This is a genomic window from Streptococcus sp. HMSC076C08, from assembly GCF_001810825.1.
GTDB lineage: Bacteria > Bacillota > Bacilli > Lactobacillales > Streptococcaceae > Streptococcus.
Map to the genome: position 1 here is coordinate 360699 of NZ_KV802735.1, position 20771 is coordinate 381469.

Annotated in this window: 20 protein-coding genes; 6 read left to right on the forward strand and 14 right to left on the reverse strand. The window is 42.2% G+C overall.

The genetic code is table 11. The annotated features are described in order from the left end of the window. Window positions 1–97: 97 nt before the first annotated feature. Together HMPREF2766_RS08105 and HMPREF2766_RS08110 are read left to right on the forward strand one after the other, a co-directional pair. A complete protein-coding gene (locus tag HMPREF2766_RS08105; RefSeq protein WP_070569150.1) occupies window positions 98–649 on the forward strand; it encodes a DUF1307 domain-containing protein in 552 nt (183 codons plus the stop codon). A 316-nt stretch (window positions 650–965) separates the two neighbouring features. Then, window positions 966–1517, forward strand: a complete 552-nt coding sequence (locus HMPREF2766_RS08110; protein ID WP_070569154.1) for a DUF1307 domain-containing protein — start codon at window positions 966–968, stop codon at window positions 1515–1517. A gap of 48 nt (window positions 1518–1565) precedes the next feature. Here the strand turns inward: HMPREF2766_RS08110 and brnQ are convergent, their stop codons facing one another. The 12 genes from brnQ to recJ all read right to left on the reverse strand — a co-directional run bounded on the left by brnQ (window position 1566) and on the right by recJ (window position 15962). Continuing rightward, window positions 1566–2891, reverse strand: a complete 1326-nt coding sequence (gene brnQ / locus HMPREF2766_RS08115; RefSeq protein WP_001074590.1) for a branched-chain amino acid transport system II carrier protein — start codon at window positions 2889–2891, stop codon at window positions 1566–1568. A 184-nt stretch (window positions 2892–3075) separates the two neighbouring features. After that, window positions 3076–3363, reverse strand: a complete 288-nt coding sequence (locus HMPREF2766_RS08120; RefSeq protein ID WP_000659169.1) for a rhodanese-like domain-containing protein — start codon at window positions 3361–3363, stop codon at window positions 3076–3078. Then, window positions 3360–3950, reverse strand: coding sequence for a uracil-DNA glycosylase family protein (locus tag HMPREF2766_RS08125; protein ID WP_070569157.1), 591 nt, complete (start codon window positions 3948–3950; stop codon window positions 3360–3362). The genes HMPREF2766_RS08120 and HMPREF2766_RS08125 overlap by 4 nt, the downstream gene beginning before the upstream one ends. A gap of 53 nt (window positions 3951–4003) precedes the next feature. Next, a complete protein-coding gene (gene pepV / locus HMPREF2766_RS08130) occupies window positions 4004–5404 on the reverse strand; it encodes a dipeptidase PepV (RefSeq protein WP_070569161.1) in 1401 nt (466 codons plus the stop codon). Between the two features lie 9 nt (window positions 5405–5413). Further along, a complete protein-coding gene (locus tag HMPREF2766_RS08135; protein WP_000670151.1) occupies window positions 5414–6019 on the reverse strand; it encodes a nitroreductase family protein in 606 nt (201 codons plus the stop codon). A 174-nt stretch (window positions 6020–6193) separates the two neighbouring features. Beyond that, a complete protein-coding gene (locus HMPREF2766_RS08140; RefSeq protein WP_001015771.1) occupies window positions 6194–7048 on the reverse strand; it encodes a metallophosphoesterase family protein in 855 nt (284 codons plus the stop codon). Further along, window positions 7038–8885 carry an excinuclease ABC subunit UvrC gene (uvrC, locus tag HMPREF2766_RS08145; protein WP_001061160.1) on the reverse strand — a complete coding sequence of 616 codons (1848 nt, stop codon included), beginning with the start codon at window positions 8883–8885 and terminating at the stop codon, window positions 7038–7040. The genes HMPREF2766_RS08140 and uvrC overlap by 11 nt, the downstream gene beginning before the upstream one ends. Before the next feature lie 101 nt (window positions 8886–8986). Then, window positions 8987–9688, reverse strand: coding sequence for a M57 family metalloprotease (locus tag HMPREF2766_RS08150; protein ID WP_000498563.1), 702 nt, complete (start codon window positions 9686–9688; stop codon window positions 8987–8989). Window positions 9689–9792: 104 nt separating this feature from the next. After that, window positions 9793–10572 (reverse strand): alpha/beta hydrolase, encoded by a 780-nt coding sequence (locus tag HMPREF2766_RS08155; RefSeq protein WP_000290059.1) that lies wholly within the window; start codon window positions 10570–10572, stop codon window positions 9793–9795. 68 nt (window positions 10573–10640) lie between these two features. Next, window positions 10641–12302 (reverse strand): ribonuclease J, encoded by a 1662-nt coding sequence (locus HMPREF2766_RS08160; protein WP_070569164.1) that lies wholly within the window; start codon window positions 12300–12302, stop codon window positions 10641–10643. Between the two features lie 509 nt (window positions 12303–12811). Beyond that, complete coding sequence (locus tag HMPREF2766_RS08170) at window positions 12812–13459, reverse strand: COG3942 and LysM peptidoglycan-binding domain-containing protein (RefSeq protein ID WP_070569166.1); 648 nt, start codon at window positions 13457–13459, stop codon at window positions 12812–12814. Between the two features lie 283 nt (window positions 13460–13742). Further along, window positions 13743–15962 (reverse strand): single-stranded-DNA-specific exonuclease RecJ, encoded by a 2220-nt coding sequence (recJ, locus tag HMPREF2766_RS08175; RefSeq protein WP_070569226.1) that lies wholly within the window; start codon window positions 15960–15962, stop codon window positions 13743–13745. Between the two features lie 177 nt (window positions 15963–16139). Between recJ and HMPREF2766_RS08180 the strand changes: the two genes are divergently transcribed. From HMPREF2766_RS08180 to HMPREF2766_RS08195, 4 genes are read left to right on the forward strand one after another with little or no spacing between them, the layout of a single operon-like run. Continuing rightward, entirely contained in the window at window positions 16140–16898 is a 759-nt protein-coding gene (locus HMPREF2766_RS08180; RefSeq protein ID WP_070569169.1) for an amino acid ABC transporter ATP-binding protein, read from the forward strand. A gap of 10 nt (window positions 16899–16908) precedes the next feature. Continuing rightward, window positions 16909–17703 carry a transporter substrate-binding domain-containing protein gene (locus tag HMPREF2766_RS08185; RefSeq protein ID WP_083303903.1) on the forward strand — a complete coding sequence of 265 codons (795 nt, stop codon included), beginning with the start codon at window positions 16909–16911 and terminating at the stop codon, window positions 17701–17703. A gap of 12 nt (window positions 17704–17715) precedes the next feature. Beyond that, a complete protein-coding gene (locus HMPREF2766_RS08190) occupies window positions 17716–18393 on the forward strand; it encodes an amino acid ABC transporter permease (protein WP_070569172.1) in 678 nt (225 codons plus the stop codon). 9 nt (window positions 18394–18402) lie between these two features. After that, window positions 18403–19062 carry an amino acid ABC transporter permease gene (locus HMPREF2766_RS08195; protein WP_070569175.1) on the forward strand — a complete coding sequence of 220 codons (660 nt, stop codon included), beginning with the start codon at window positions 18403–18405 and terminating at the stop codon, window positions 19060–19062. 40 nt (window positions 19063–19102) lie between these two features. Here HMPREF2766_RS08195 and HMPREF2766_RS08200 read toward each other — a convergent pair whose 3' ends face one another. Then, window positions 19103–20125: a YdcF family protein gene (locus HMPREF2766_RS08200; RefSeq protein ID WP_070569178.1), complete on the reverse strand. Its 1023-nt coding sequence runs from the start codon at window positions 20123–20125 to the stop codon at window positions 19103–19105. Between the two features lie 67 nt (window positions 20126–20192). Beyond that, window positions 20193–20630, reverse strand: coding sequence for an Rrf2 family transcriptional regulator (locus tag HMPREF2766_RS08205; RefSeq protein WP_049490302.1), 438 nt, complete (start codon window positions 20628–20630; stop codon window positions 20193–20195). Window positions 20631–20771: the final 141 nt, after the last annotated feature.

Here is a 20771-nt window from a genome sequence, read left to right on the forward strand (position 1 = left end):
ACTCCTTCTCAAAAGGAGAAAAACTGTGTTTAGTTGCTTTCACTATAGATCCATGTTATAATACAAATACTTTGATTATGAAAGGAAAGTAATAGATATGAAATCATACTTTAAAGTATCACTAGCCCTTGTGGCTTCACTTGTCCTCCTGCTCGGATGTTCCAAACAAGCATCAACTACTGCTAGCAGCAGTACCAAAGAAGACACAACAACTCAGTCAAGCGAGACCAAACAAAGCAGCCAACAATCATCTGAAAAGAAAGAAACAACTAAAACACATACCTTTGTAAACAAAAGCAATTCTGGAATCACTTCTACCTTGATTTATACTGTAGAAGGGGACAATGTTATCAAGCAATCAGCTAATAACATTGCTGATCCTGAAATCCTTGGTGCAACTCCAGAAGATGTCAAGAGTTTTATCGAAGAAAAGTACAAAGGTTATAATGGACTCAAAGGTGTTAAACAAACGATTGAAATCAAAGATGGTAAAGTTGTTCAAGATCTAGAAGTTGATTTCTCAGTTGCAAGCATTAGCGAACTTAGAAAAGCACTTCCTGAAGAATATTCTGGTATCGGTAATCGTGTCAGTTTCTCAAATTCTAAAAAAGCACTGGAAAAAATGGGATTCACAGAAAAGACGAACTAATCTCCCAAAATTTCATATAGACTAGTGTAGGTCCACCCCAAAAGTTAGACACAACTCTGACTCTTGGGGTATTTTACTATATTCCTAACTGATGAGTCCGATAGATTCCTCCAAATCCCATAAAAAGTGCATTTAAAACTTCCCACTTTTCAATCCATACGATAAAAAATTTTTGAAACAGATAGAGACAAAACTTTAATCGTCAGACTAGTTTCTGTTCATTGTCATGTCAAATCAGATGAGAGGGGAGGTCTAGTTGATTTTGTAGTAGAATCATGTTATAATACAAAATACTTTGATTATGAAAGGAAATTTTATGAAAACTTTTGTTAAAACTTCACTAGCCCTAGTGGCTTCACTTGTCCTCCTGCTCGGATGCTCCAAACAAGCATCTACACCTGCTAGCAGCAGTACCAAAGAAGACACAACAACTCAGTCAAGCGAGACCAAACAAAGCAGCCAACAATCATCTGAAAAGAAAGATGAGACAGAAACCCACACATTTGTTCACAATAGCAATCCCGGAAGAACTTCTACCTTGACATACACTGTTAAGGGGGATGATGTTGTAAAACAAGAAGTCTATAATGTTTTTGACCCTGAAATACTGGACAAGTCAGCAGAAGAGATTAAAGAACTTATCGTGAAAACTTATAAAAAGGAGGAAGGACTTAAAGGCATTACACAAAATATCGAATTCAAAGATGGAAAAGTCATCCATAGCATGGAGGTTGACATGACTGTTGTGAATCTCGAAGAGATGAAAAAAGCAATGCCAAATGAAGTTTCTGGCTCTGGAAGCCGTGTAAGTTTCCTAAAAACTAGAAAAATGCTTAAAGAGGCTGGTTATACTGAACAAACCAACTAACGAGTCGTGCTTATACAAAAAATTCTTGGTCGTTGACCAAGAATTTTTTTATTCCATCTCAAAAACATCACTCTCTTGTTTGTTTGGTAGAACCAGCGAAAGCAAGATTCCGATAATAGCTGGCACTAGCCATGGAAGAGAGGCTGACGCAAACGGAAGGGCATTAATCAGATTTTCAAGAAACTCAATCTTAAAGGAACTTCCAAGAACGCTTGCAAGAGCAATAGCTGTAACAAGGCTAATGGTTAACTGCATGCCCGGTTTTGATAAGGGTACAAACTTATTCACAATCACGATCATCACAATGGAGATGGTGATTGGGTACAAGATTACAAGTACTGGCACTGAGTACTTAATGATTGCATCAAGGCCAAGATTAGCAATAGCAAACCCAATCAAGGTAAAGGCAGTTGCATAGACCTTGTAACTGATTTGTGGGAAACGTCCGTTAAAGAACTCTGCTGTCGACACAATCAAGCCAACTGTCGTTGTGAAACAGGTTACAGTTACCATAACAGCAAGAAAGAGCTGAGCTGTTGAACCAAAGATTTCCTGAGTTGCTTGTGACAAGATATAAACGCCTGGTGTTCCACCCTTCATCACTTCTGCTGGTACTGGGAAATGATTTCCAAGGAATCCTAAACCGATGTAGAGAGCGCTAAAGGCAAGAGCTACCACAATACCAACAACCCAAATAGTTGAGATGTATTCTTTCTTACTTGAAAATCCAAGTTGTTTCAAGGTTTGAACAGCAATCACACTAAAGGCCACTGAAGCAAGAGCATCCAAGGTATTATAACCTTCTAGGAAACCTGTACCAAAGGCAGAAGCTTGATAAGCAGCTGACGCAGTTTGAGGACTTGTTCCACCGTATTTGAAGGCACCTAGTACAACCAAGATAACGATCAACAAAGCAAAGACTGGTGTCAAGATTCGTCCGATACGGTCCAAAATCTTTGATGGATTGAGTGAAATCAGATAGGCTGCGGCAAAGTAAAGCACGGTAAAGATAATCAATCCTAGGCCTTTATTTGCTTCAGACAAGAGGGGACTAATCCCAACTTCGTAAGCTGTTGTTGCTGTACGTGGAATGGCAAAGAAGGGGCCAATCGATAGATAGAGGACTGCAAGATAAAGTGTCGCAAACCAAGGTGAGATTTTCTTAGAAATCTCGTGAATGTATCCTTTAGGATTGAGCGTTCCGATGATGAGCGTTAGGACAGCAATCCCAACACCCGAAAATACAAAACCTGCGATGGCAGGAAGAAACTGTTCTCCAGATAGGGCACCTAGAGAAGGCGGAAAAATCAAGTTCCCCGCACCAAAAAATATTCCAAACAGGAGCAAGCCTGTTAGGGCACCTTTTTTAGCCATAAAAATCTCCTTCATATTTCTAAAATACTGACCTAGTATACCATGATTAAGACTCTGAAAAAAGTATCCAAAATTAATCATTGAATGTTTTCAATATTTTTAAAAATAAGAATTATCTAAAAACAAAATCCCTCACTCAGTTGGAACCGAGCAAGGGAAGACTAGGATCTATCGCCATATAGGTTTAAAGATTTTCAAAGACCGTCATTCCGCCTTGGACATTGATAACGTCATAACCTTGTTCAGCTAGAAATTGACAAGCACGTGCTGACCTCATCCCAGATTTACAAATCACGTAGTAAAGCTGGTCTTTGTCTAGTTGTTCATAAGTATCAGCCAATTGACTGAGAGGTAAATTACGAGCACCTTCTAAATGAAGAGACTCAAACTCATCTACTTCTCTCACGTCCAGCACAGAAAGTGAACTATTCTGGTAAAGCTGGTAAAAATCGTTAAAAGTAATTTCTTTCATTTTGTTTCTCCAAGAATCTTTTGAATTCTTTTTTTCAAATCGGGCATCACTTCTGACTCAAACCAAGGATTCTTAGCCATCCAAATTTGATTACGAGGAGAAGGGTGAACTAGAGGAAAATAGGTTGGTAAGTAGTTCTGGTAATGTTTTACCCGTTCTGTCACCTTGCCACTAACTTTCTCATGTAAATAATAGGCTTGGGCATATTGCCCAATCAAGAGAGTTAATTGGATATTGGGCAATTCTTGCAAGAGTTGTGGGTGCCATTTTTCGGCAAAGCCTTTACGGGGGGGAAGGTCGCCCGATTTTCCATGTCCTGGGAAATAAAAGTCCATGGGAATAACTGCAAACAAGCCCGAATTGTAAAAGGTATCTTCATCTACACCTAGCCACTCACGCAAGCGATCGCCACTCTTATCCTTCCAATAAATCCCAGCTTCTTGCGTTTTAAGCCCAGGAGCCTGACCGACAATATTGATGCGGGCAGTCTTTGGCGCCGCAAAGAGAGGTTCAATTCCGCGTTCTGTATAGCTGGTATTCTGCGGATCCGCCATAATGGCTTGCTTGATTCTTTCAATTTGAGACATCTGTTTACCCTCCAAAAAGAAGTCCAAGCATAAAATCTCAGACTTCTATCGTTTTATTTGATCAATTCATAGATAGCTTCTGCATAGATTGCTGCTGCTCGGAAGAGATCGTCCAAGGCGATAAATTCGTTGGCTTGGTGCATGGTATCGATTGAGTCCGGGAACATAGCACCGTAGGCAACCCCACGTTCCAGCAAGCGACCAAAGGTACCACCACCGATGACTTGCTCGTGACCTTTAAGACCAGTTTGTTTTTCATAGACATTCAACAAGGTTTGCACAAGCGGATCTTCCATTGGCACGTAGTGAGGTGTGTGACCGTGTTCAGAAAGGCTAACAAAAGCAACTGGCAAGTTTTCAAGGATTGACTGGATCTGCTCTGGGCTTGTTCCTTTTGGATAACGGAAGTTAAGGGCAATGGTATTGTCAGCACTTGCTTCGTCAAAGCGGAAGACACCCGCATTCATAGAAAGGGAACCCATCTTTTCATCTACATGAGCAACCTTGAGATTTTCACCCTCATGGTCATTCAAGAGAATCTTACCAGCGATGTCAAGATAGTCTTTTGCAGGTCCAGCAAAGTCGAACTGGCTGAGGAAGAGTGCCAGGTAGGTCGCACCATTGACACCTGAAGCAGGCATAGCACCATGGGCTGATTTACCAATGATGGTCACCTTGTATTTGCCAGATTCTTCTTTGATTTCTCCTCTGAGTGTGTGTTCTGCAACAAAGGCATCTAGTTTCCCTTGCAAGTCAGCCAAGTCACCTGAAACGACTGCTGTTGCTGATTCAGGTACCATGTTTTCACGCAATCCACCTGTGAAACTGTGAAGACGAGCAGCACCTGTATTTTCACCTGCAAAATGGAGGTATTCCGTGATATTTCCTTTTTCACCATTGATGATTGGGAACTCAGCGTCTGGAGAGAAACCGAAGTCTGGTTTTGCAAGTCCTACGTGCTCAAAGTAATAGTCCATGTCTGCCCAGCCTGATTCTTCATCTGTTCCGACGATGAAACGAACTTTTTTAGAAGTTGGAAGCCCCAATTCTTTGATGATTTTCAAACCATAGTAACAAGCTGTTGTAGGCCCCTTGTCGTCTGAAGCTCCACGCGCATAAAGGCGACCGTCTTTGATAGTTGGTGTATAAGGGTCCGTGTCCCAACCGCTACCAGCTGGCACCACGTCCATGTGAGCAAAGATTCCGAGAACTTCTTCTCCTTCACCAAACTCAAAATGTCCTGCGTAGTTATCAACATTTTTAGTTGGATAGCCATCACGGTCTGCGATTTCAAGGAATTTTTCCAAGGCTTTTACTGGACCAGGTCCAAATGGATGCTCAGCATCGGCTTTGCTGTCATCACGTTCTGAGTTGATTTCCAAAAGGCTAAACAAGTCAGCCAAGAGGTCTTCTTTGCGTTTTTCTACTTCTGCTGTAAAATCAATAACTGTCATTTTTTCTTCCTATCTCTTCTCGATAATTTCATCTACTGGCAAGCGGTAGCTTGGTTCCAATTTCTCATCTGTGTATCCAACTGTGATCAAGAGTTCTGGACGGAATCGGTCTTCAATGTCCAAAACTTCGTTGGCTTTTGATTTGTCAAATCCAAGAATAATGTTAGAACCGATTCCTTGGTCTGTCAGAGCAAGAACCAAGTTCATGGCAACCAAACCTGCATTGAGGGCTAGGTAGTCGCTGACTTGTTGTTCACTGTAACGCGCAAATTCAGCTGGCAGATTCTTCATAAAATATTGAAGTTGCTCTTCAGAGAAGTTATTAGCGCCGCCAACTCGGGCAATCTTACGAGCACGTTTAGCCAAATCTGTGTCGGTAAACAAGGCAATGGTTACAGGTGCTGCTGATACCTGCTCAAAGTTCGAACCATAAGCCAATTTTGCCAATTCAGCATTTTTCTCACGAACAACCACAAACTTCCATGGCTGGCTGTTGTGGGCACTTGGGGCCAAGGTTGCGATTTCGATAGCCGTACGCACATCTTTGGGATCTACCGGTTTATCAGTAAAATGCTTAGTCGCATGACGTTTTTTATTTAATTCAAGAAATTTCATAATCGATTTCCTTTTCTAATTCTACTGCATCCATTCTACCATATTTTGAAAGAGCTTGCAGAGATTTTTCATAGAAAGAAATTGGAACACGGATGAAGTCCTGGATTTAAACTTATCATTAAAATCAGATTTTTCCTCATCCAGTTCCAACTAATTTTCAGGGGTTTTAAGAAACTAGTCTACCTTATATTCTGACTTTATAGCCTCCAAAAATTTCTTCACATCCTCAACATACCCATGCTTTTCAATTAAACTAGCTAAGAGTTCTAGATTGTGCCCCCGATAGTTGTCATCTCGGCGTAGTTCTTCATACATTTCGATAAAAGGAAGCCCCTTGGACTTGGCCAATTCTAACTCTGCTTCATAGTCATAAGCAACTTTTCGGAATAGAATGTTTACTAATTCCCCATATTCTACTTCTATCACAGCATACTGAGCACGGTGATTTTTTAACGCCTCCCAATTAAAATAGGGCATGCCAATCGACCCTGGATTGATGATTTGTTGCCCTTGACTGCCATAACGAAGCAACTGCTTGTGAACATGACCATAGACTGCCACATCAACTTCATCATCTAGGAGTTGGTCAAATTTCTCTGTATCATTCTCAACTAGCAAGTCACCACCATAGTTCTTATTTGGCAAATTATGAGAAAGAGAAAAACGCAGTCCGTCAACTTCTCTCTTTTCTAGCATAGGTAAGCTTCGTAGCCAGTCAATCGTTGCAGGATCCATTCGCTCCATCAAATACTGCGTCATACGCAAGAGCTGGACTTCCTGTGGGTCTTCCAAGCCATATTGCCCATCTAAAGCCTCAAGGACACAATCATCCCAATTGCCTCGAACACTTGTAGTGATAGAAAGTTCCTTTAACAGAGCGACCAAGTCATTTGCACCTGGACCAGGGAGGAAAATGTCTCCCATGAGCCAGTATTCACTGACTCCTTGTGCTTTAGCATCTGCAATCACTGCTTCTAAGGCAGTCACATTTCCATGAATATCTGATAAAATTGCGATTTTATGGTTCATCATAATCTCCTTTTGTTTGGTAGTCCACTCTTTCTTCCGCCACTTGAGCCAATTCCACTTCTTCCTGAGGGTTCAACTTTCTTTTCACATCTTCTGCGACTGCTCTTGGCACACCCACTTCGACAATTTCATCCACACTAGCTTCCTTGATTTTAGTGAGAGATTTAAAATGCTTCATGAGATTCTGTTTGCGTTTAGGTCCCAGACCGTCAATCCCATCCAGTTGTGAAGAAAAGGAATTTTTTGAGCGCAGTTGGCGGTGGAAGGTGATAGCAAAGCGGTGCACCTCATCCTGGATGCGTTGGAGGAGAAAGAATTCTTGAGAATTGCGAGACAACTCCACCACTTCCAGTGGATCTCCAAAGAGCAGTTCATGGGTTTGGTGCTTGTCATTCTTTTGCAGACCTGCAATTGGGATATCCAAACCTAGCTCTTCTTGGATGACTTGCTTTGCGATATTGACTTGACCTTGTCCCCCATCAATCACAATCAAATCTGGCGGGGTTAAACCATCACGTTGAACTCGGCCATAACGTCTGCGAATAACCTCTCGCATACTAGCATAGTCATCTGGGCCAACAACCGTTTTTATCTTGTACTTTCGGTAGTCTTTTTTACTCGGTTTGCCATTGACAAAGACCACCATAGCTGAAACAGGACTGGTTCCCATGATATTAGAGTTATCAAAGGACTCGATACGGACTGGGGTCGGGATTTGGAGCAAGCGTCCCAGATTTTCAATAGCTCCTTGGGTCTTTTCGACTGATTTTTCTAGCAGATTGAACTTCTGCTCCAGACTAACACGGGCATTTTTGATGGCTAGATTGACCAGTTGTTTTTTTTCCCCACGTTGGGGTTTGAGAATCTTGGTATCCACCAAGGCCTTGACGGCTTCTTCGTCAATATCCTGCGGAATCAATACTTCATTGGGAACCAGGTGAGATTTTTCTTGATAGAATTGTCCCACGTAGGTCAAGAAGTCCTCATCTGGATCATTGTAGTAGGGGAAAAGATTGACATCCCGCTCGATGAGTTTTCCCTGACGGACAAAGAAAACCTGAACACACATCCAGCCCTTATCCACATAGTAGCCAAAGACGTCCCGATTTTGCAAATCTTTAGCCATGACCCTTTGCTTGGTCCGAAGTGTTCCAATCGCCTGAATCAGGTCACGGTATTCCGCCGCACGTTCAAACTCCATACTTTGAGCTGCGGATGCCATCTTCCCCTTGAGGTCATCGATGATTTTGTCATCCTGTCCTTTTAGGAAATCAGAAACCTCCTGAGCCATGGACTTGAAATAAGCCTCATCTTTCTGACAGATGGTGTGGGCCATACATTGGCCGATATGGTAGTAAAAACAAACCTTAGACGGCGGGTTGGTACATTTCCGAAAAGGAAAAATCCGATCCAGTAGTCGCTTGATTTCATTGGCCGCTCCCACATCAGGATAAGGTCCAAAATAAAGACCTCCGTCCTTTTTGACCTGACGGGTGATAATCAAGCGAGGATAACGCTCATTGGTGATTTTGATGAAGGGATAGGACTTATCATCCTTGAGCATAATATTGTACTTGGGCTTATTTTCCTTAATCAGGTTGATTTCTAGGAGAAGTGCCTCAATATTGGACTCAGTGACGATAAATTCAAAATCCACAATTTCAGACACCAGAGCCTCCGTCTTGGTATCATGACTTCCACGGAAATAAGACCGCACGCGGTTACGCAGATTTTTAGCCTTTCCTACATAGATAATGGTGCCATTTTTATCCTTGTGAATGTAACAACCAGGGCTGGTCGGCAAGAGCTCTAGTTTTGATTTGATCAAGTTATTCATAGTTCCATTATAACAAAAAGGCCGTAACAGGACGAACAAAAAGCCCCACCAATCACTTGATGGAGGAGCTTTGATTTCATTTCAGATTGCACCGACTTCATCTAGTCGCTTCTGGTATAGAGTTCTTGAACAGCCTTCACATCCTGAGGCTGAATTCCATAGTAAGAACCTGCTGGCTGCATGACAGAAGTTTCGTTGGTATGATCCAATCCGATGGCATGCCCCAGCTCGTGCTCCGCCGTGTGCACGATCCGTTCATAAGAATAACCATAGTTTGGATTGGATAGATAATAGTGATTCAGGCGAACCGTTACAGATATAAATTGTTTGGTTAACAAATTGGTTTGACTCTCGGCTTGACCTGCTACAGCAGTCGATCCATCATTCATTTCACTTGCCACAATATCTGCCTGACTAGGATCCGCAACCACCTCAAAGGTAAAGGCTCCCGTTTGATTCCAGTTTTTTATGGCTTCTGCATAGGCACCTTGAAAGGTCTCATCCATTTGAGGCTCAATATAGATGCGAGCTGAAGCTTGAGCCCACTTGCCTTCTGCATGTTGGTGACTGTCTGTCTGAGACAAGACTTCCAGCGTTCCCGTCTCCTTCCATTGATTCCAGCCACCTTGACCAATCTTGCTCATTTTTTCAACCTGATTGACCGCAGAATGAAAATCACCAGACAGATACCAAACCACTCCAAAGGCAATGAGCAGTAGAATGACCACAGTCCAAACCAGACGCCAGAAGAAACGCCAAATTCCCAAAAGAAATCGGAACAATAATCGAATAATCCAGAACATGACGCCCCACCTTTCATAAAAATAAGAACCTATCTTGAAATCACATTTTCCTTGATCAAGATAGATTCTCTATTTTACTGAAGAAAGCTGAAAGAAACCTAAAACTAAGATAAACGTTCTTCCAAGACAAAGTCAATTGGTAGAGTAGCCAAAAAACGTTCCAATTGTTTTTCCCAGTAGTACCACTCGTGCTTACCTAGACTATGACTATAGGTCACCTCAAAACCAAGTTTTTTGAGGTTTTTCACTGCGAGATTATTGGCAGAGTAGAGATAGTCTTGCTCTCCACACCAAGCCCATAGTTTAGTCTTTTTATCGGATTTTGCAGCCATGCTTTCAAGCGAATGAGGACTAGCTGTCCAGTCTTTAATCTCTCCAAAAACTCCTCGCCAGTATGCAAGTGACCCCAGATCCTGACTTTCAGGAGAAAATTCCTGAAAACTGAGTGCACCAGAAAAACTAGCCGCATGAGAAAAACGATTTGTCGATAGAGCGAGTTTGAAGGAACCGTATCCACCCATGGATAGGCCTGCTATGAAAGTTTTTTCTCGCTTGCTGGTCATATTGGGGAAGAAACGTTTCATTACCTGAGGTAACTCTTCTGCTAGAGCTGTATAGTAGTTATAGCCATACTGAGTATCTGTGTACCAGCCATTGCTAGTATTGGGCATGATAACAATGAGATTGGTCCCACGCAACAAGCGCTCGACATTGGTACGTTTGAGCCAGCTATTTTGGTTTCCTGACATTCCGTGCAAAAGATAAAGAACAGGAATATCCGTGCAATCTGGTTCAGTCACCCGACTAGCATCTGGATAGAGTACGGTAACGCCCCACTCCATATCCAAAACTTTTGAGTAATACTCAATATTCATAACTGCCATGGTTGTCTCCTTTTACTATTCTATAAGAAAAAGCCGAATTTCGACTTTTTCTGTAGGTATTCTGCTTATTATTTTGCTTCCATCACGACTGGCAAGATTGCCGGGCGACGCTTGGTTTGATCAAAGAGGTACTTGGTCAGATTGTCGCGAACCTTGCCTTTGAGATCTGCCCAATCAAAGTCATCACCTTGAAGATACTCTTCTACCGTTTGGTTAATCAATTCTGAACTTTCACGGAGAATGTCACGACTCTTCTTGAGATAAACGAATCCACGCGTGTGAACACGGGCCTTAGCCACAATTTTCTTCTCACGACGGTTGACAGTGATCGCCACGATAAAGATTCCATCCTCTGACAAGACCTTACGGTCACGAAGGACGACATTTCCAACATCCCCGATGGCATTTCCGTCAATCAAGACATCCCCAGCAGAAACAGCTCCAGCTGGAACAAAGTCTCCATGTTCATAAGACATGGTCGTTCCCTTTTTAGGGATGAAGATGCGTTCTGGCAACATTCCAACTGCCATGGCAGCCTTGGCATGCGCATCTAACTCACGGTACTCTCCTTGGATAGGGAAGAGGTAGTTTGGTTGCAAAAGATTGATCATTAACTGCAAATCACGCGCATTCCCATGTCCGGATACTCGCAAGCTTTGGGTAATGAGTTTCACCACACCACCAGCTTGGTAGATCATGTTTTCAACACGCGCCATGACAGCTTCTTTTGCGATAGATGGAGTGGTTACGATATAGACCAAGTCCCCATCTTTGATTTCCACATAACGGTGGCGTCCAATGGACATCTTGCGAAGTCCATTAATCGGCTCACCCATACGGCCCGTCTCAAGGATAATCAACTCATGGTCGTCAAAACGAGACATTTCTTTGGGTTTAATCAAGAGACTTTCATTGGCTAGAGACAATTTTTTGAGTCGAATCGCAGTGCGGACGATATTTTCAATATCAAATCCAGTCAAAACAACTCGGCGACCTGTATCTGCTGCAGCATCAAAAACCTGCTGGATACGAGAAAGGTTGCTGGCAACTGCGGCAACGATGATACGACCTTCCCAATCTGCAATGGTCTGGGTAATTTCGTCTCCAACTTCACTCTCACTCGCCACCTGGATATTGCTGTCTGCATTGGCTGAATCACTGAGGAGCGCCAAGACACCATCACGACCGATTTCTGCCAAACGAGCAAAATCCGTCGCATAGGATTCGCTAGCTGTCTGGTCAAACTTGAAGTCCCCTGTATAAACGATGCTACCTTCAGCTGTTTTCAGGACTATTCCCAAACTTTCTGGGATAGAGTGAGTTGTACGGAAGAAGGAAACCACAGTCCCTCCAAAATCAATCTCCGTATCTTCATCAATCACATGGAAGTCATTGAATTTCTTAACCGTATCATTTCCTTTGACAAAGAGTTTGGCCAACTCAATGGTCAACTCAGAACCAAATACAGGCACCTTAGCCTCTGCCAAAAGATAAGGCAGGGCACCAATAGCATCCGCATGTCCGTGGGTCAAAAAGACCCCTGCAATACGATCTCTATTTTCAAAAAGGTAGTCCATATTTGGAATGACGACATCAACACCTAGTTGTTCATTTTCAGGGTATTTAAGCCCTGCATCCAAAACAAAAATTGAATTGCCAATCTCAGCGATGTACATATTTTTCCCATTTTCTCGTACACCACCTAGTGTTGTTAAACTAATATTACTCATTTTTCCTCCGAAACTTCATTTATCTTGATTATAGGGTGAATTCACCCTCTTATTCTAAAAGTTCTAAAACTTTCAGCCGAATCTTTTCCTACCATTATACCATTTTTTTGATTATTTTCAAAATGAAGATCGGATTTTAACTAGAGATTAATCACTACTGTGAATCAAATCTTTTTACTTTGACTTCTCTTTTGGAGACTTCATCTAAGATAATAGAACGATTATACCATCAAAAATATGGATTTTCTGAATCAGTTTGATTTCAGATACCTTTCTCGAACTCTAAATTTCTCTTTTAGTTCAAAACAAGTTAAATTCTTGCCCTTCGCCTCTCGACTTGAGAACTTTTTTCTACAAAGACATGATTTATCTACATGCAAAAGCGAGAATTTCCTGTTCGCTACAGAATCTAAAAATTTTCAGCAATTAGCCACTAAGATGGTGGGTAACGATAGGAAATTTTTTCAAAAAGAAAAAAGACTTAGAAATTCTAAATCTTTTTATCATCTTTAGTTTGGATAGATATAAGTGACGTTTCCTAAAAATTCGTGTGGATTAAAGAAGCCACGATAATTTGCAATCTGCTTTTGACGTCTGTAGTTTGCTTCCAATACCTGGATAGAGTTTTCACTTTGCACATCTGTTACATAAGCAACGTGGCCATATTCACCACCGTCCCAAACGGCGATCGCTCCTACTACTGGAACACTTCCTGTCTTATAACCTTGAGCACTCGCGTAGATTGCCCACGTGTTGGCATTTCCCCACCAGTTGCTAGCCCAAGGCGCCAATTCTTTCACGCCCCATGTACACTGACCAACAGGATAAGAGTTTCCATAGTTTGTAGGAGTCTTTTCGACAACATCCTCTGTATCTGATACCACGTTTGCAGTGCTAGCCGGAGCACTGTAGGTAGAGTTAGCCTGAGTGGAACCACTCACTTCCAATACATCGCCTGGGTGGATAGTGTCAAAGATGGTTTTTCCATTCAAAGATGCCAACTCATGCGGATCCATGCCGTTTGCAGTTGCAATGGCATAAAATGAATCACCATCTTGGACAACGTAAGAGTTGGCATGAACAGTTTGAGCCCCAACTGTAGCTAAAATAGCCGTAGAAGTCAAACCAAGAGTCAGTTTCGTAACTGTTTTTTTCATAACTAGGTTCCCCTTATATTTTCTTGATAAGAAAATCATACTTGATTTACATGTCAGTTAGTTTAGAGTTATATTTTAGTCATGTTACAAAAATTTATACTTTTACTACATAAGGTTTAAAAGCAGACATCGTATAAAGTGATAGAAGAGAATAGAAAATGAATCATTTTCCCCAATCTTTATATCAGTAGACCACTCAAAAGACCGTCTTATCAACCACTCCCACATCAAGCATTTATCCGACAAAAAGAGACCGAGATTGGTCAGCTCAGTCCCTTTCCATCTATAACTCCATTAAAAAATCATACATTTCCTGCACGGTACCCAGCGCCATCATTTCTTGATTTTTTACAGTTTGTTTGAGATTTTGGTAAATCTGACTTTCAGCAATTTCCCTTTTCGGAGCTTCTTTATTGACAGTCATGACACCATCTTTGATAGTTACAAAGCCCAGTTCTTCAAATACTTGGATCATCTTGACCAGCAAGATTTGTTGAATATTGAGATAAGCCGCCAAATCTTTCAGCTTGTAGCGAATATCAAACTCTGGGAACTGGTAAATGGTCTTGTACAATTTGGCAAACTGCTCTCTAGTTCCATAACCTGTCAGATAGTAGGCCTTGTCAATGTCATTTTTGAAATAGACAGCTGAGAAATTCTGTTCCTGAAAAATGGTTTTCAGCAAGGTAATATCCTCAGGAATGGTTTTTACAACCACAGCATCACTAGTCGCTAAATCTGGCACCTCTCCAGAGAAATCCAAGACTGGAACCCCTTCTGGCAGGGCTACGTTCTTCCCACGAATGTTAAAGAGTTGAACACCCTCCACACGCGCATCCACCATCATTAACTGGAGAGCAGTTTGCCCATTCCATTGGTTGACAGACAGGGTGACTGCCAATTCTAGATTCTTGGTTTGAGCAAACTCTGTCGCCCATCTACCTTGTCCGAAGGCCACCACTTCAAAACTCGCCTCACCCTTGGAAATTTTTAGTTTGAGGTGGGCATTGCCTGCTCCCATGGTTCTAGCACTTTCGACATGAAAATCCTTGATATAAAAAACAGGTTTCTGATTGTCCATTCCAAAGGGAGCTAAACGTTCAAAGCTTTTGACTGTTTCCAAGCTAAGAGTCTCCAAGTCTAGCTCTTCATCTAGATTTAACTTGTTCTTGCCAGCAGCATCTGCGCCTTTTTCACGGACATAGTCTTCCAAAACCTGAGATAAATCTGAAAGTTTCTCAACTTCCAGCGTCATCCCTGCTGCACCAGCATGGCCGCCAAAGGCGATAAAGAGGTCTCGATGGGGATCCAGAGCCTCAAAAATATCGACTGCTTCCACACTACGAGCGCTACCCTTAGCACGACCCTCCTCTATATTAAGAACGATGACTGTCTGCCCTAGTTCTTCCAACAAACGACCAGCAACGATACCCAGAACGCCAGGATTCCAGCCTTCCTTGGCCAAAACCTGGACCTTCTTCTCAGGATCCACCATGGTCTTAGCTTCTTCATAGATTGACTGAACGATTTCCTTGCGCTCTTCATTTTTCTGGTGAATCATAAGGGCAATCTCATGAGCTTCCTCGTCGTCAAACCCAGTCAGTAAATCAATGGCAGGATTAGGATCATCCAAGCGACCCAAGGCATTCAAACGAGGGGCAATCTGGAAACCAACCGTTTCTTCTGTTACTTCATTAGCAGCAATCCCAGCCATATCCAGCATTTCTTGCAGACCGATGCGCTGAGTATGTCCCAACATTTCCAGACCATATTGAACCAAAATACGGTTTTCATCCGTCAAACTTACCATATCCGCAATGGTACCGATAGCGACCAAATCAAGCAACTCCACTTGCACTTCTTCTAAAAGAGCGCAAGCCAGCTTGAAAGCCACTCCGCATCCAGCCAAATATTTGAAGGGATAGTCCGCATCCGGATGCTCAGGATGGACAATCGCATAGGCATCAGGAAGGGTTTCCGGCATGGAATGGTGGTCGGTCACAATGACATCCACTCCCATAGACTGGGCCAATTCAATGGCTTCGTGCCCTGCAACTCCATTATCCACTGTCACAATCAGGGAAATTCCCTCTTGCTCGATAAAGTATTTATAGACACTGGCATTGGGACCATAGCCATCGGTAAAACGATTGGGCAGGTAAACACGGCACTCGGCGCCAAGCTGTTCCAAACTTTCCTTAACAATAGAAGCTGAAGTCATACCATCCGCATCGTAGTCTCCATAGATGAGAATGTTTTCCCCTTCTTCAATGGCCTGACGAATCCTTTTCACTGCCTTATCCATATCATGGAGCAGATAGGGATCATGTAAGTCCTCTAAAGAAGGTTCTAAAAACTTCTTTAGACTTTCTTCATCCTGAATCCCTCTTTCAAATAATAATCGAGCCACCTCAGGACCCATTCCAGCCTTCTTGGCTATCTTTGTAAAATCCGCATCTTCAACCTGCGGGGCAAACTGCCATTCATAAGTAGGAGTTATCAAAAAAACATCCACTCTTTCTAAGAATTCTATCGTTTCATTATAACATGATTTAGGCATTTTCTCTATTCAGATTGCTTTTTTATAACATTTTAGTGAATTTTTTTCAGATATGATTTGACAAGAACACTCTTTTGTTGTAGAATCATGTTATAAAATCTAACACAAAGGAGATCTCTCATGGCTTTAGTAGAATTTAAAAACGTCGAAAAATATTACGGAGACTACCACGCACTCCGCGACATCAATCTCCGTTTTGAAAAAGGACAAGTTGTTGTCCTGCTTGGACCTTCCGGCTCTGGGAAGTCAACTCTTATCCGTACGATCAATGGTTTAGAGGCTGTTGACAAAGGAAGTCTCCTGGTCAATGGACACCAAGTAGCAGGTGCTAGTCAGAAAGATTTAGTTCCTCTTCGTAAGGAAGTCGGCATGGTTTTTCAACATTTTAATCTTTATCCACACAAAACAGTGTTAGAAAATGTAACACTCGCGCCCATAAAAGTTCTAGGAATTGATAAAAAAGAAGCTGAAAAAACAGCCCAAAAATATCTGGAATTTGTAAATATGTGGGACAAGAAAGATTCCTATCCCGCCATGCTATCTGGTGGACAAAAACAACGGATCGCCATTGCTCGTGGTCTTGCCATGCATCCGGAGCTCCTCCTCTTTGATGAGCCAACATCTGCTCTTGACCCTGAAACCATCGGTGATGTTCTAGCAGTTATGCAAAAACTGGCGCATGATGGGATGAACATGATCATCGTTACCCACGAAATGGGCTTTGCCCGTGAAGTTGCGGACCGCATCATCTTTATGGCCGACGGAGAAGTTATGGTGGATACGACAGATGTCGATGACTTTTTTGACAACCCAAGCGAACCTCGTGCCCAACAATTCCTCAGCAAAATTATCAACCACGAAAGTGACAAAGTCAAATAAGGAGGCGCCTATGAAAAAGAAACTCTTTTTATCAGTATTATTGATTAGCCTTTTCAGCCTTGTTTCTGCAAAACCAGTCCAAGCCGATACCAGTGTCGCAGACATTCAAAAAAGAGGCGAACTAGTTGTCGGTGTCAAACAAGACGTTCCCAATTTTGGTTACAAGGACCCCAAGACCGGGACTTATTCTGGTATCGAAACGGACCTTGCCAAGATGATTGCAGACGAACTCAAGGTCAAGATTCGCTACGTTCCTGTTACCGCTCAAACACGTGGACCACTCCTAGACAATGAACAGGTCGACTTGGATATCGCAACCTTCACCATCACAGATGAACGTAAAAAATTATACAATTTCACCAGTCCCTACTATACGGATGCTTCTGGTTTTTTGGTCAATAAATCCGCCAACATCAAAAGCATTGAGGACCTAAACGGTAAAACGATTGGGGTTGCCCAAGGCTCCATCACCCAACGCCTGATTACTGAACTGGGCAAAAAGAAAGGCCTAACCTTTAAATTCGTCGAACTTGGTTCCTACCCAGAATTGATTACTTCCCTTCACGCTCACCGTATTGATGCCTTTTCCGTGGACCGCTCGATCCTGTCAGGCTACATTAGTAAACGGACAGAACTACTAGATGATAGTTTCAAGCCATCTGACTACGGTATCGTCACCAAGAAATCAAATACCGAGCTAAACGACTATCTTGATACCTTGGTCACTAAATGGAGCAAGGATGGTAGTTTACAGAAACTCTATGACCGTTACAAGCTCAAACCATCTAGCCATACCGCAGATTAAGGAGGACACCCCATGACAGATTTATCATCTTGGACAGCCTATTTTCAGGATTTTGGACAATTTTTCAATGGTTTCCTCTTCACTCTTGCCCTAGCGATTGGTTCCTTTATCGTCGCCATGGTTTTGGGCATCTTCTTTGGAGCCATGTCAATAAGCAAACGCCCAGTCTTGCGCGTTTTGGCTCGTATCTTTGTCGAATTTTACCAAAATACTCCCCTCTTGGTGCAGTTTGTCATCGTCTTTTATGGTTTGCCTCTTATCAGTGACCATACCATCATGATTCCGATTTATTGGACAGCCGTTCTCTGCGTGGGACTCTATCACGGCGCCTATATCGCTGAGGTTATTCGTTCAGGGATTCAGTCTATTCCTAGCGGTCAGATGGAGGCCGCCTTGTCGCAAGGTTTTACCTATATCAGTGCCATGCGCTTGATTATCTTGCCTCAGGCCTTCCGTATCATTCTCCCACCTTTGACCAACCAAATTGTTAACCTCATCAAGAACACCTCTACCGTAGCTATCATCTCTGGAGTAGACTTGATGTTTGTGACTAAGTCTTGGTCGGCTCTCAACGGAAACTATATCCCAGCCTTTTTAGGCGCTGCTCTTCTCTACTTTGCCCTGTGCTTCCCTGTTGCCCAGTTTGGTCGCAAGATGGAGCAAGCCAACAAAAAAGCCTATTCACTTTAGGAGGTTACTATGGAATCTATTTTAGAAGTTTTGACCCCAGATAACCTAGTCTTTATCTTTAAAGGATTTGGCTTAACTCTCTACATTTCTCTGATTGCTATCGTCCTCTCGTCCCTTATCGGAACAGTACTAGCCGTCATGAGAAATGGGAAAAATCCTGTCTTACGGATCATCTCCAGCATTTATATCGAGTTTGTACGTAACGTTCCCAACCTCCTCTGGATTTTCACCATCTTTTTGGTGTTTAAGATGAAGTCCACACCAGCTGGTATTACTGCCTTTACCCTCTTTACCTCAGCAGCCCTGGCTGAGATTATCCGAGGTGGCCTCAATGCCGTGGACAAGGGCCAGTACGAAGCAGGAATGTCGCAAGGATTCACCTCTGCGCAAATCCTCTACTACATCATTCTCCCACAAGCGATCCGTAAAATGCTGCCAGCTATCATTTCTCAGTTTGTAACTGTAATCAAGGATACCAGTCTTCTCTACTCTGTTATCGCCCTACAAGAACTCTTTGGAGCCAGCCAAATTCTCATGGGACGCTATTTTGAACCAGAGCAGGTCTTCAGTCTTTATATCCTGATTGCCTTGATTTACTTTATCTTTAACTTTGCTATTTCTAGCTTGTCTCATAAGCTAGCAAAACGTTGGCAACAAGCCGCAGAATAAAAATCCAGCTCTCCGCAAAAATGGAGAGCTGATTTTTTGATTACCATAAAATACCTCTGTAAGAGAAAATCAGAGCTAAAATCAACAAAACATAGAAAGCGATAAAAAGCCATCTCATCTTCACACATAGAGCAATATATTCTCTAATAAAGGCCGATGGAATATAGTAGGCAGCTGTACGGCAACCAAGGCCATCTCCCTTCATCCCAATACGGCGAGCATAGGTACTGGTACGAAAAACATGGTAATCATTGGTCACAAAGAGAAAACGTGGACTAGCCACCAGCTTCTCCCCCATTTCTTTTGAGAAGAGAAGATTCTCATAGGTCGTCGTCGAGTCTTCCTCTAGGAGAATCGCTTCTCTCGGAACATCCGTCTCTTCCAACAAATAATTACAAATTGCCTGAGCTTCAGAAATCTTCTCATCCCCACCTCGGCCACCACTAGCGATGATTTTAACATTGGGATTGAGAGACTGGCGATAGGCTTCTACTGCCTTATCAATGCGACTCTTCAGTAAGGGAGTCACTTTTTCTCCATTCAACAAGCCTGCTCCGTGAATGATAATAAAATCATAATATTTTTTCTTAGGAATAAAAAGATACAGGATAGAATAAAGCAGAAATCCTGCAAAGGCAAAACCAAAAATCAAATACGAATAAATCAAAAAGAAAAAGATAATATTCACTAGATGATTGGTGTAAAACAAGCCCTTAGTATCGCTCACTCGAATCGCCATGATCACAAAAAAGAATAAAATCACGCAACCTAATCCTAGAGACAAATAATTTGCCTTGGATTTTCCTTCTTTTTTCAATAACACAAATCCATTATAAATAAGGAAAAAACCACTTAGAAAAACCAAAAGAGGCAGCAGGAGAAAAATCCCTGCAAAGAAAACCATGTGCACTTCTTTCTGCCCAGCTTCGTAAAAAAGATTGGCAATGGACATATAAGAAAAGAGCAGAGACAAAAGCAAGAGAGCTGGATTCCAGAGACTGCGATTGTCCCTTAAAAACGAAACGAGAAAAAGTAGGACAAAAAATCCTGTGATAAAGTACATAGTCTCCTCCTTTGATGACTACATTGTACCATAATTATAGCAATAGAAAAAGAGAACCTTAGTCCTCTTACTTAGACAGTTTATTCTGAGCATCTGCCACAACCTGAGCCAGACTTGTCTGGCGCAGTTGGTTTTCCATAGCTGCTTGAACATCAAACAACTTTTGGTCCAAAACTGCATGGATATTCGCACCAATTGGGCAATTAGGATTTGGATTGTCATGGAAACTAAAGAGCTTACCGGATTTTCCTAAACACTCCACAGCTTGGTAGACATCCAACAAACTGATATCCTGAAGGTCTTTTATTATCTCAGTTCCTCCCGTACCACGAGCAACTGAAATCAATCCTGCTTTTTTGAGTTGCGATAAAGTCTTACGGATAATGACTGGATTGACTCCGACACTAGCCGCAAGAAAATCACTGGTTACCTTGCTGTCTGTATCCTGCATTGCAATAATAATCATCATATGAGTCGCAATTGTAAATCGGCTTGAAATTTGCATCTTCTTCTCCTTTCATTGATATTTTATTCATCTTTTCCCGTATAAACATTATACCTTTTTTGCTTATCCTGTCAAATATTAACGAATGATTACCTTCTCCATGCAAAAAGTCCTGTATCCCTCTTGGTACCCAGAACAGCG

Excerpts from the sequence above, each read along its gene's own strand:
- HMPREF2766_RS08195 (WP_070569175.1), top strand. The coding sequence starts at position 18,403 with ATGGAATCTATTTTAGAAGTTTTGACCCCAGATAACCTAGTCTTTATC.
- HMPREF2766_RS08135 (WP_000670151.1), bottom strand. The coding sequence starts at position 6,019 with ATGAAATTTCTTGAATTAAATAAAAAACGTCATGCGACTAAGCATTTT.
- HMPREF2766_RS08205 (WP_049490302.1), bottom strand. The coding sequence starts at position 20,630 with ATGCAAATTTCAAGCCGATTTACAATTGCGACTCATATGATGATTATT.
- HMPREF2766_RS08160 (WP_070569164.1), bottom strand. The coding sequence starts at position 12,302 with ATGAGTAATATTAGTTTAACAACACTAGGTGGTGTACGAGAAAATGGG.
- HMPREF2766_RS08150 (WP_000498563.1), bottom strand. The coding sequence starts at position 9,688 with ATGTTCTGGATTATTCGATTATTGTTCCGATTTCTTTTGGGAATTTGG.
- HMPREF2766_RS08140 (WP_001015771.1), bottom strand. The coding sequence starts at position 7,048 with ATGAACCATAAAATCGCAATTTTATCAGATATTCATGGAAATGTGACT.
- HMPREF2766_RS08170 (WP_070569166.1), bottom strand. The coding sequence starts at position 13,459 with ATGAAAAAAACAGTTACGAAACTGACTCTTGGTTTGACTTCTACGGCT.
- HMPREF2766_RS08180 (WP_070569169.1), top strand. The coding sequence starts at position 16,140 with ATGGCTTTAGTAGAATTTAAAAACGTCGAAAAATATTACGGAGACTAC.
- brnQ (WP_001074590.1), bottom strand. The coding sequence starts at position 2,891 with ATGGCTAAAAAAGGTGCCCTAACAGGCTTGCTCCTGTTTGGAATATTT.
- HMPREF2766_RS08190 (WP_070569172.1), top strand. The coding sequence starts at position 17,716 with ATGACAGATTTATCATCTTGGACAGCCTATTTTCAGGATTTTGGACAA.
- HMPREF2766_RS08105 (WP_070569150.1), top strand. The coding sequence starts at position 98 with ATGAAATCATACTTTAAAGTATCACTAGCCCTTGTGGCTTCACTTGTC.
- HMPREF2766_RS08185 (WP_083303903.1), top strand. The coding sequence starts at position 16,909 with ATGAAAAAGAAACTCTTTTTATCAGTATTATTGATTAGCCTTTTCAGC.
- HMPREF2766_RS08155 (WP_000290059.1), bottom strand. The coding sequence starts at position 10,572 with ATGGCAGTTATGAATATTGAGTATTACTCAAAAGTTTTGGATATGGAG.
- HMPREF2766_RS08125 (WP_070569157.1), bottom strand. The coding sequence starts at position 3,950 with ATGTCTCAAATTGAAAGAATCAAGCAAGCCATTATGGCGGATCCGCAG.
- uvrC (WP_001061160.1), bottom strand. The coding sequence starts at position 8,885 with ATGAATAACTTGATCAAATCAAAACTAGAGCTCTTGCCGACCAGCCCT.
- HMPREF2766_RS08200 (WP_070569178.1), bottom strand. The coding sequence starts at position 20,125 with ATGTACTTTATCACAGGATTTTTTGTCCTACTTTTTCTCGTTTCGTTT.
- HMPREF2766_RS08120 (WP_000659169.1), bottom strand. The coding sequence starts at position 3,363 with ATGAAAGAAATTACTTTTAACGATTTTTACCAGCTTTACCAGAATAGT.
- pepV (WP_070569161.1), bottom strand. The coding sequence starts at position 5,404 with ATGACAGTTATTGATTTTACAGCAGAAGTAGAAAAACGCAAAGAAGAC.
- HMPREF2766_RS08110 (WP_070569154.1), top strand. The coding sequence starts at position 966 with ATGAAAACTTTTGTTAAAACTTCACTAGCCCTAGTGGCTTCACTTGTC.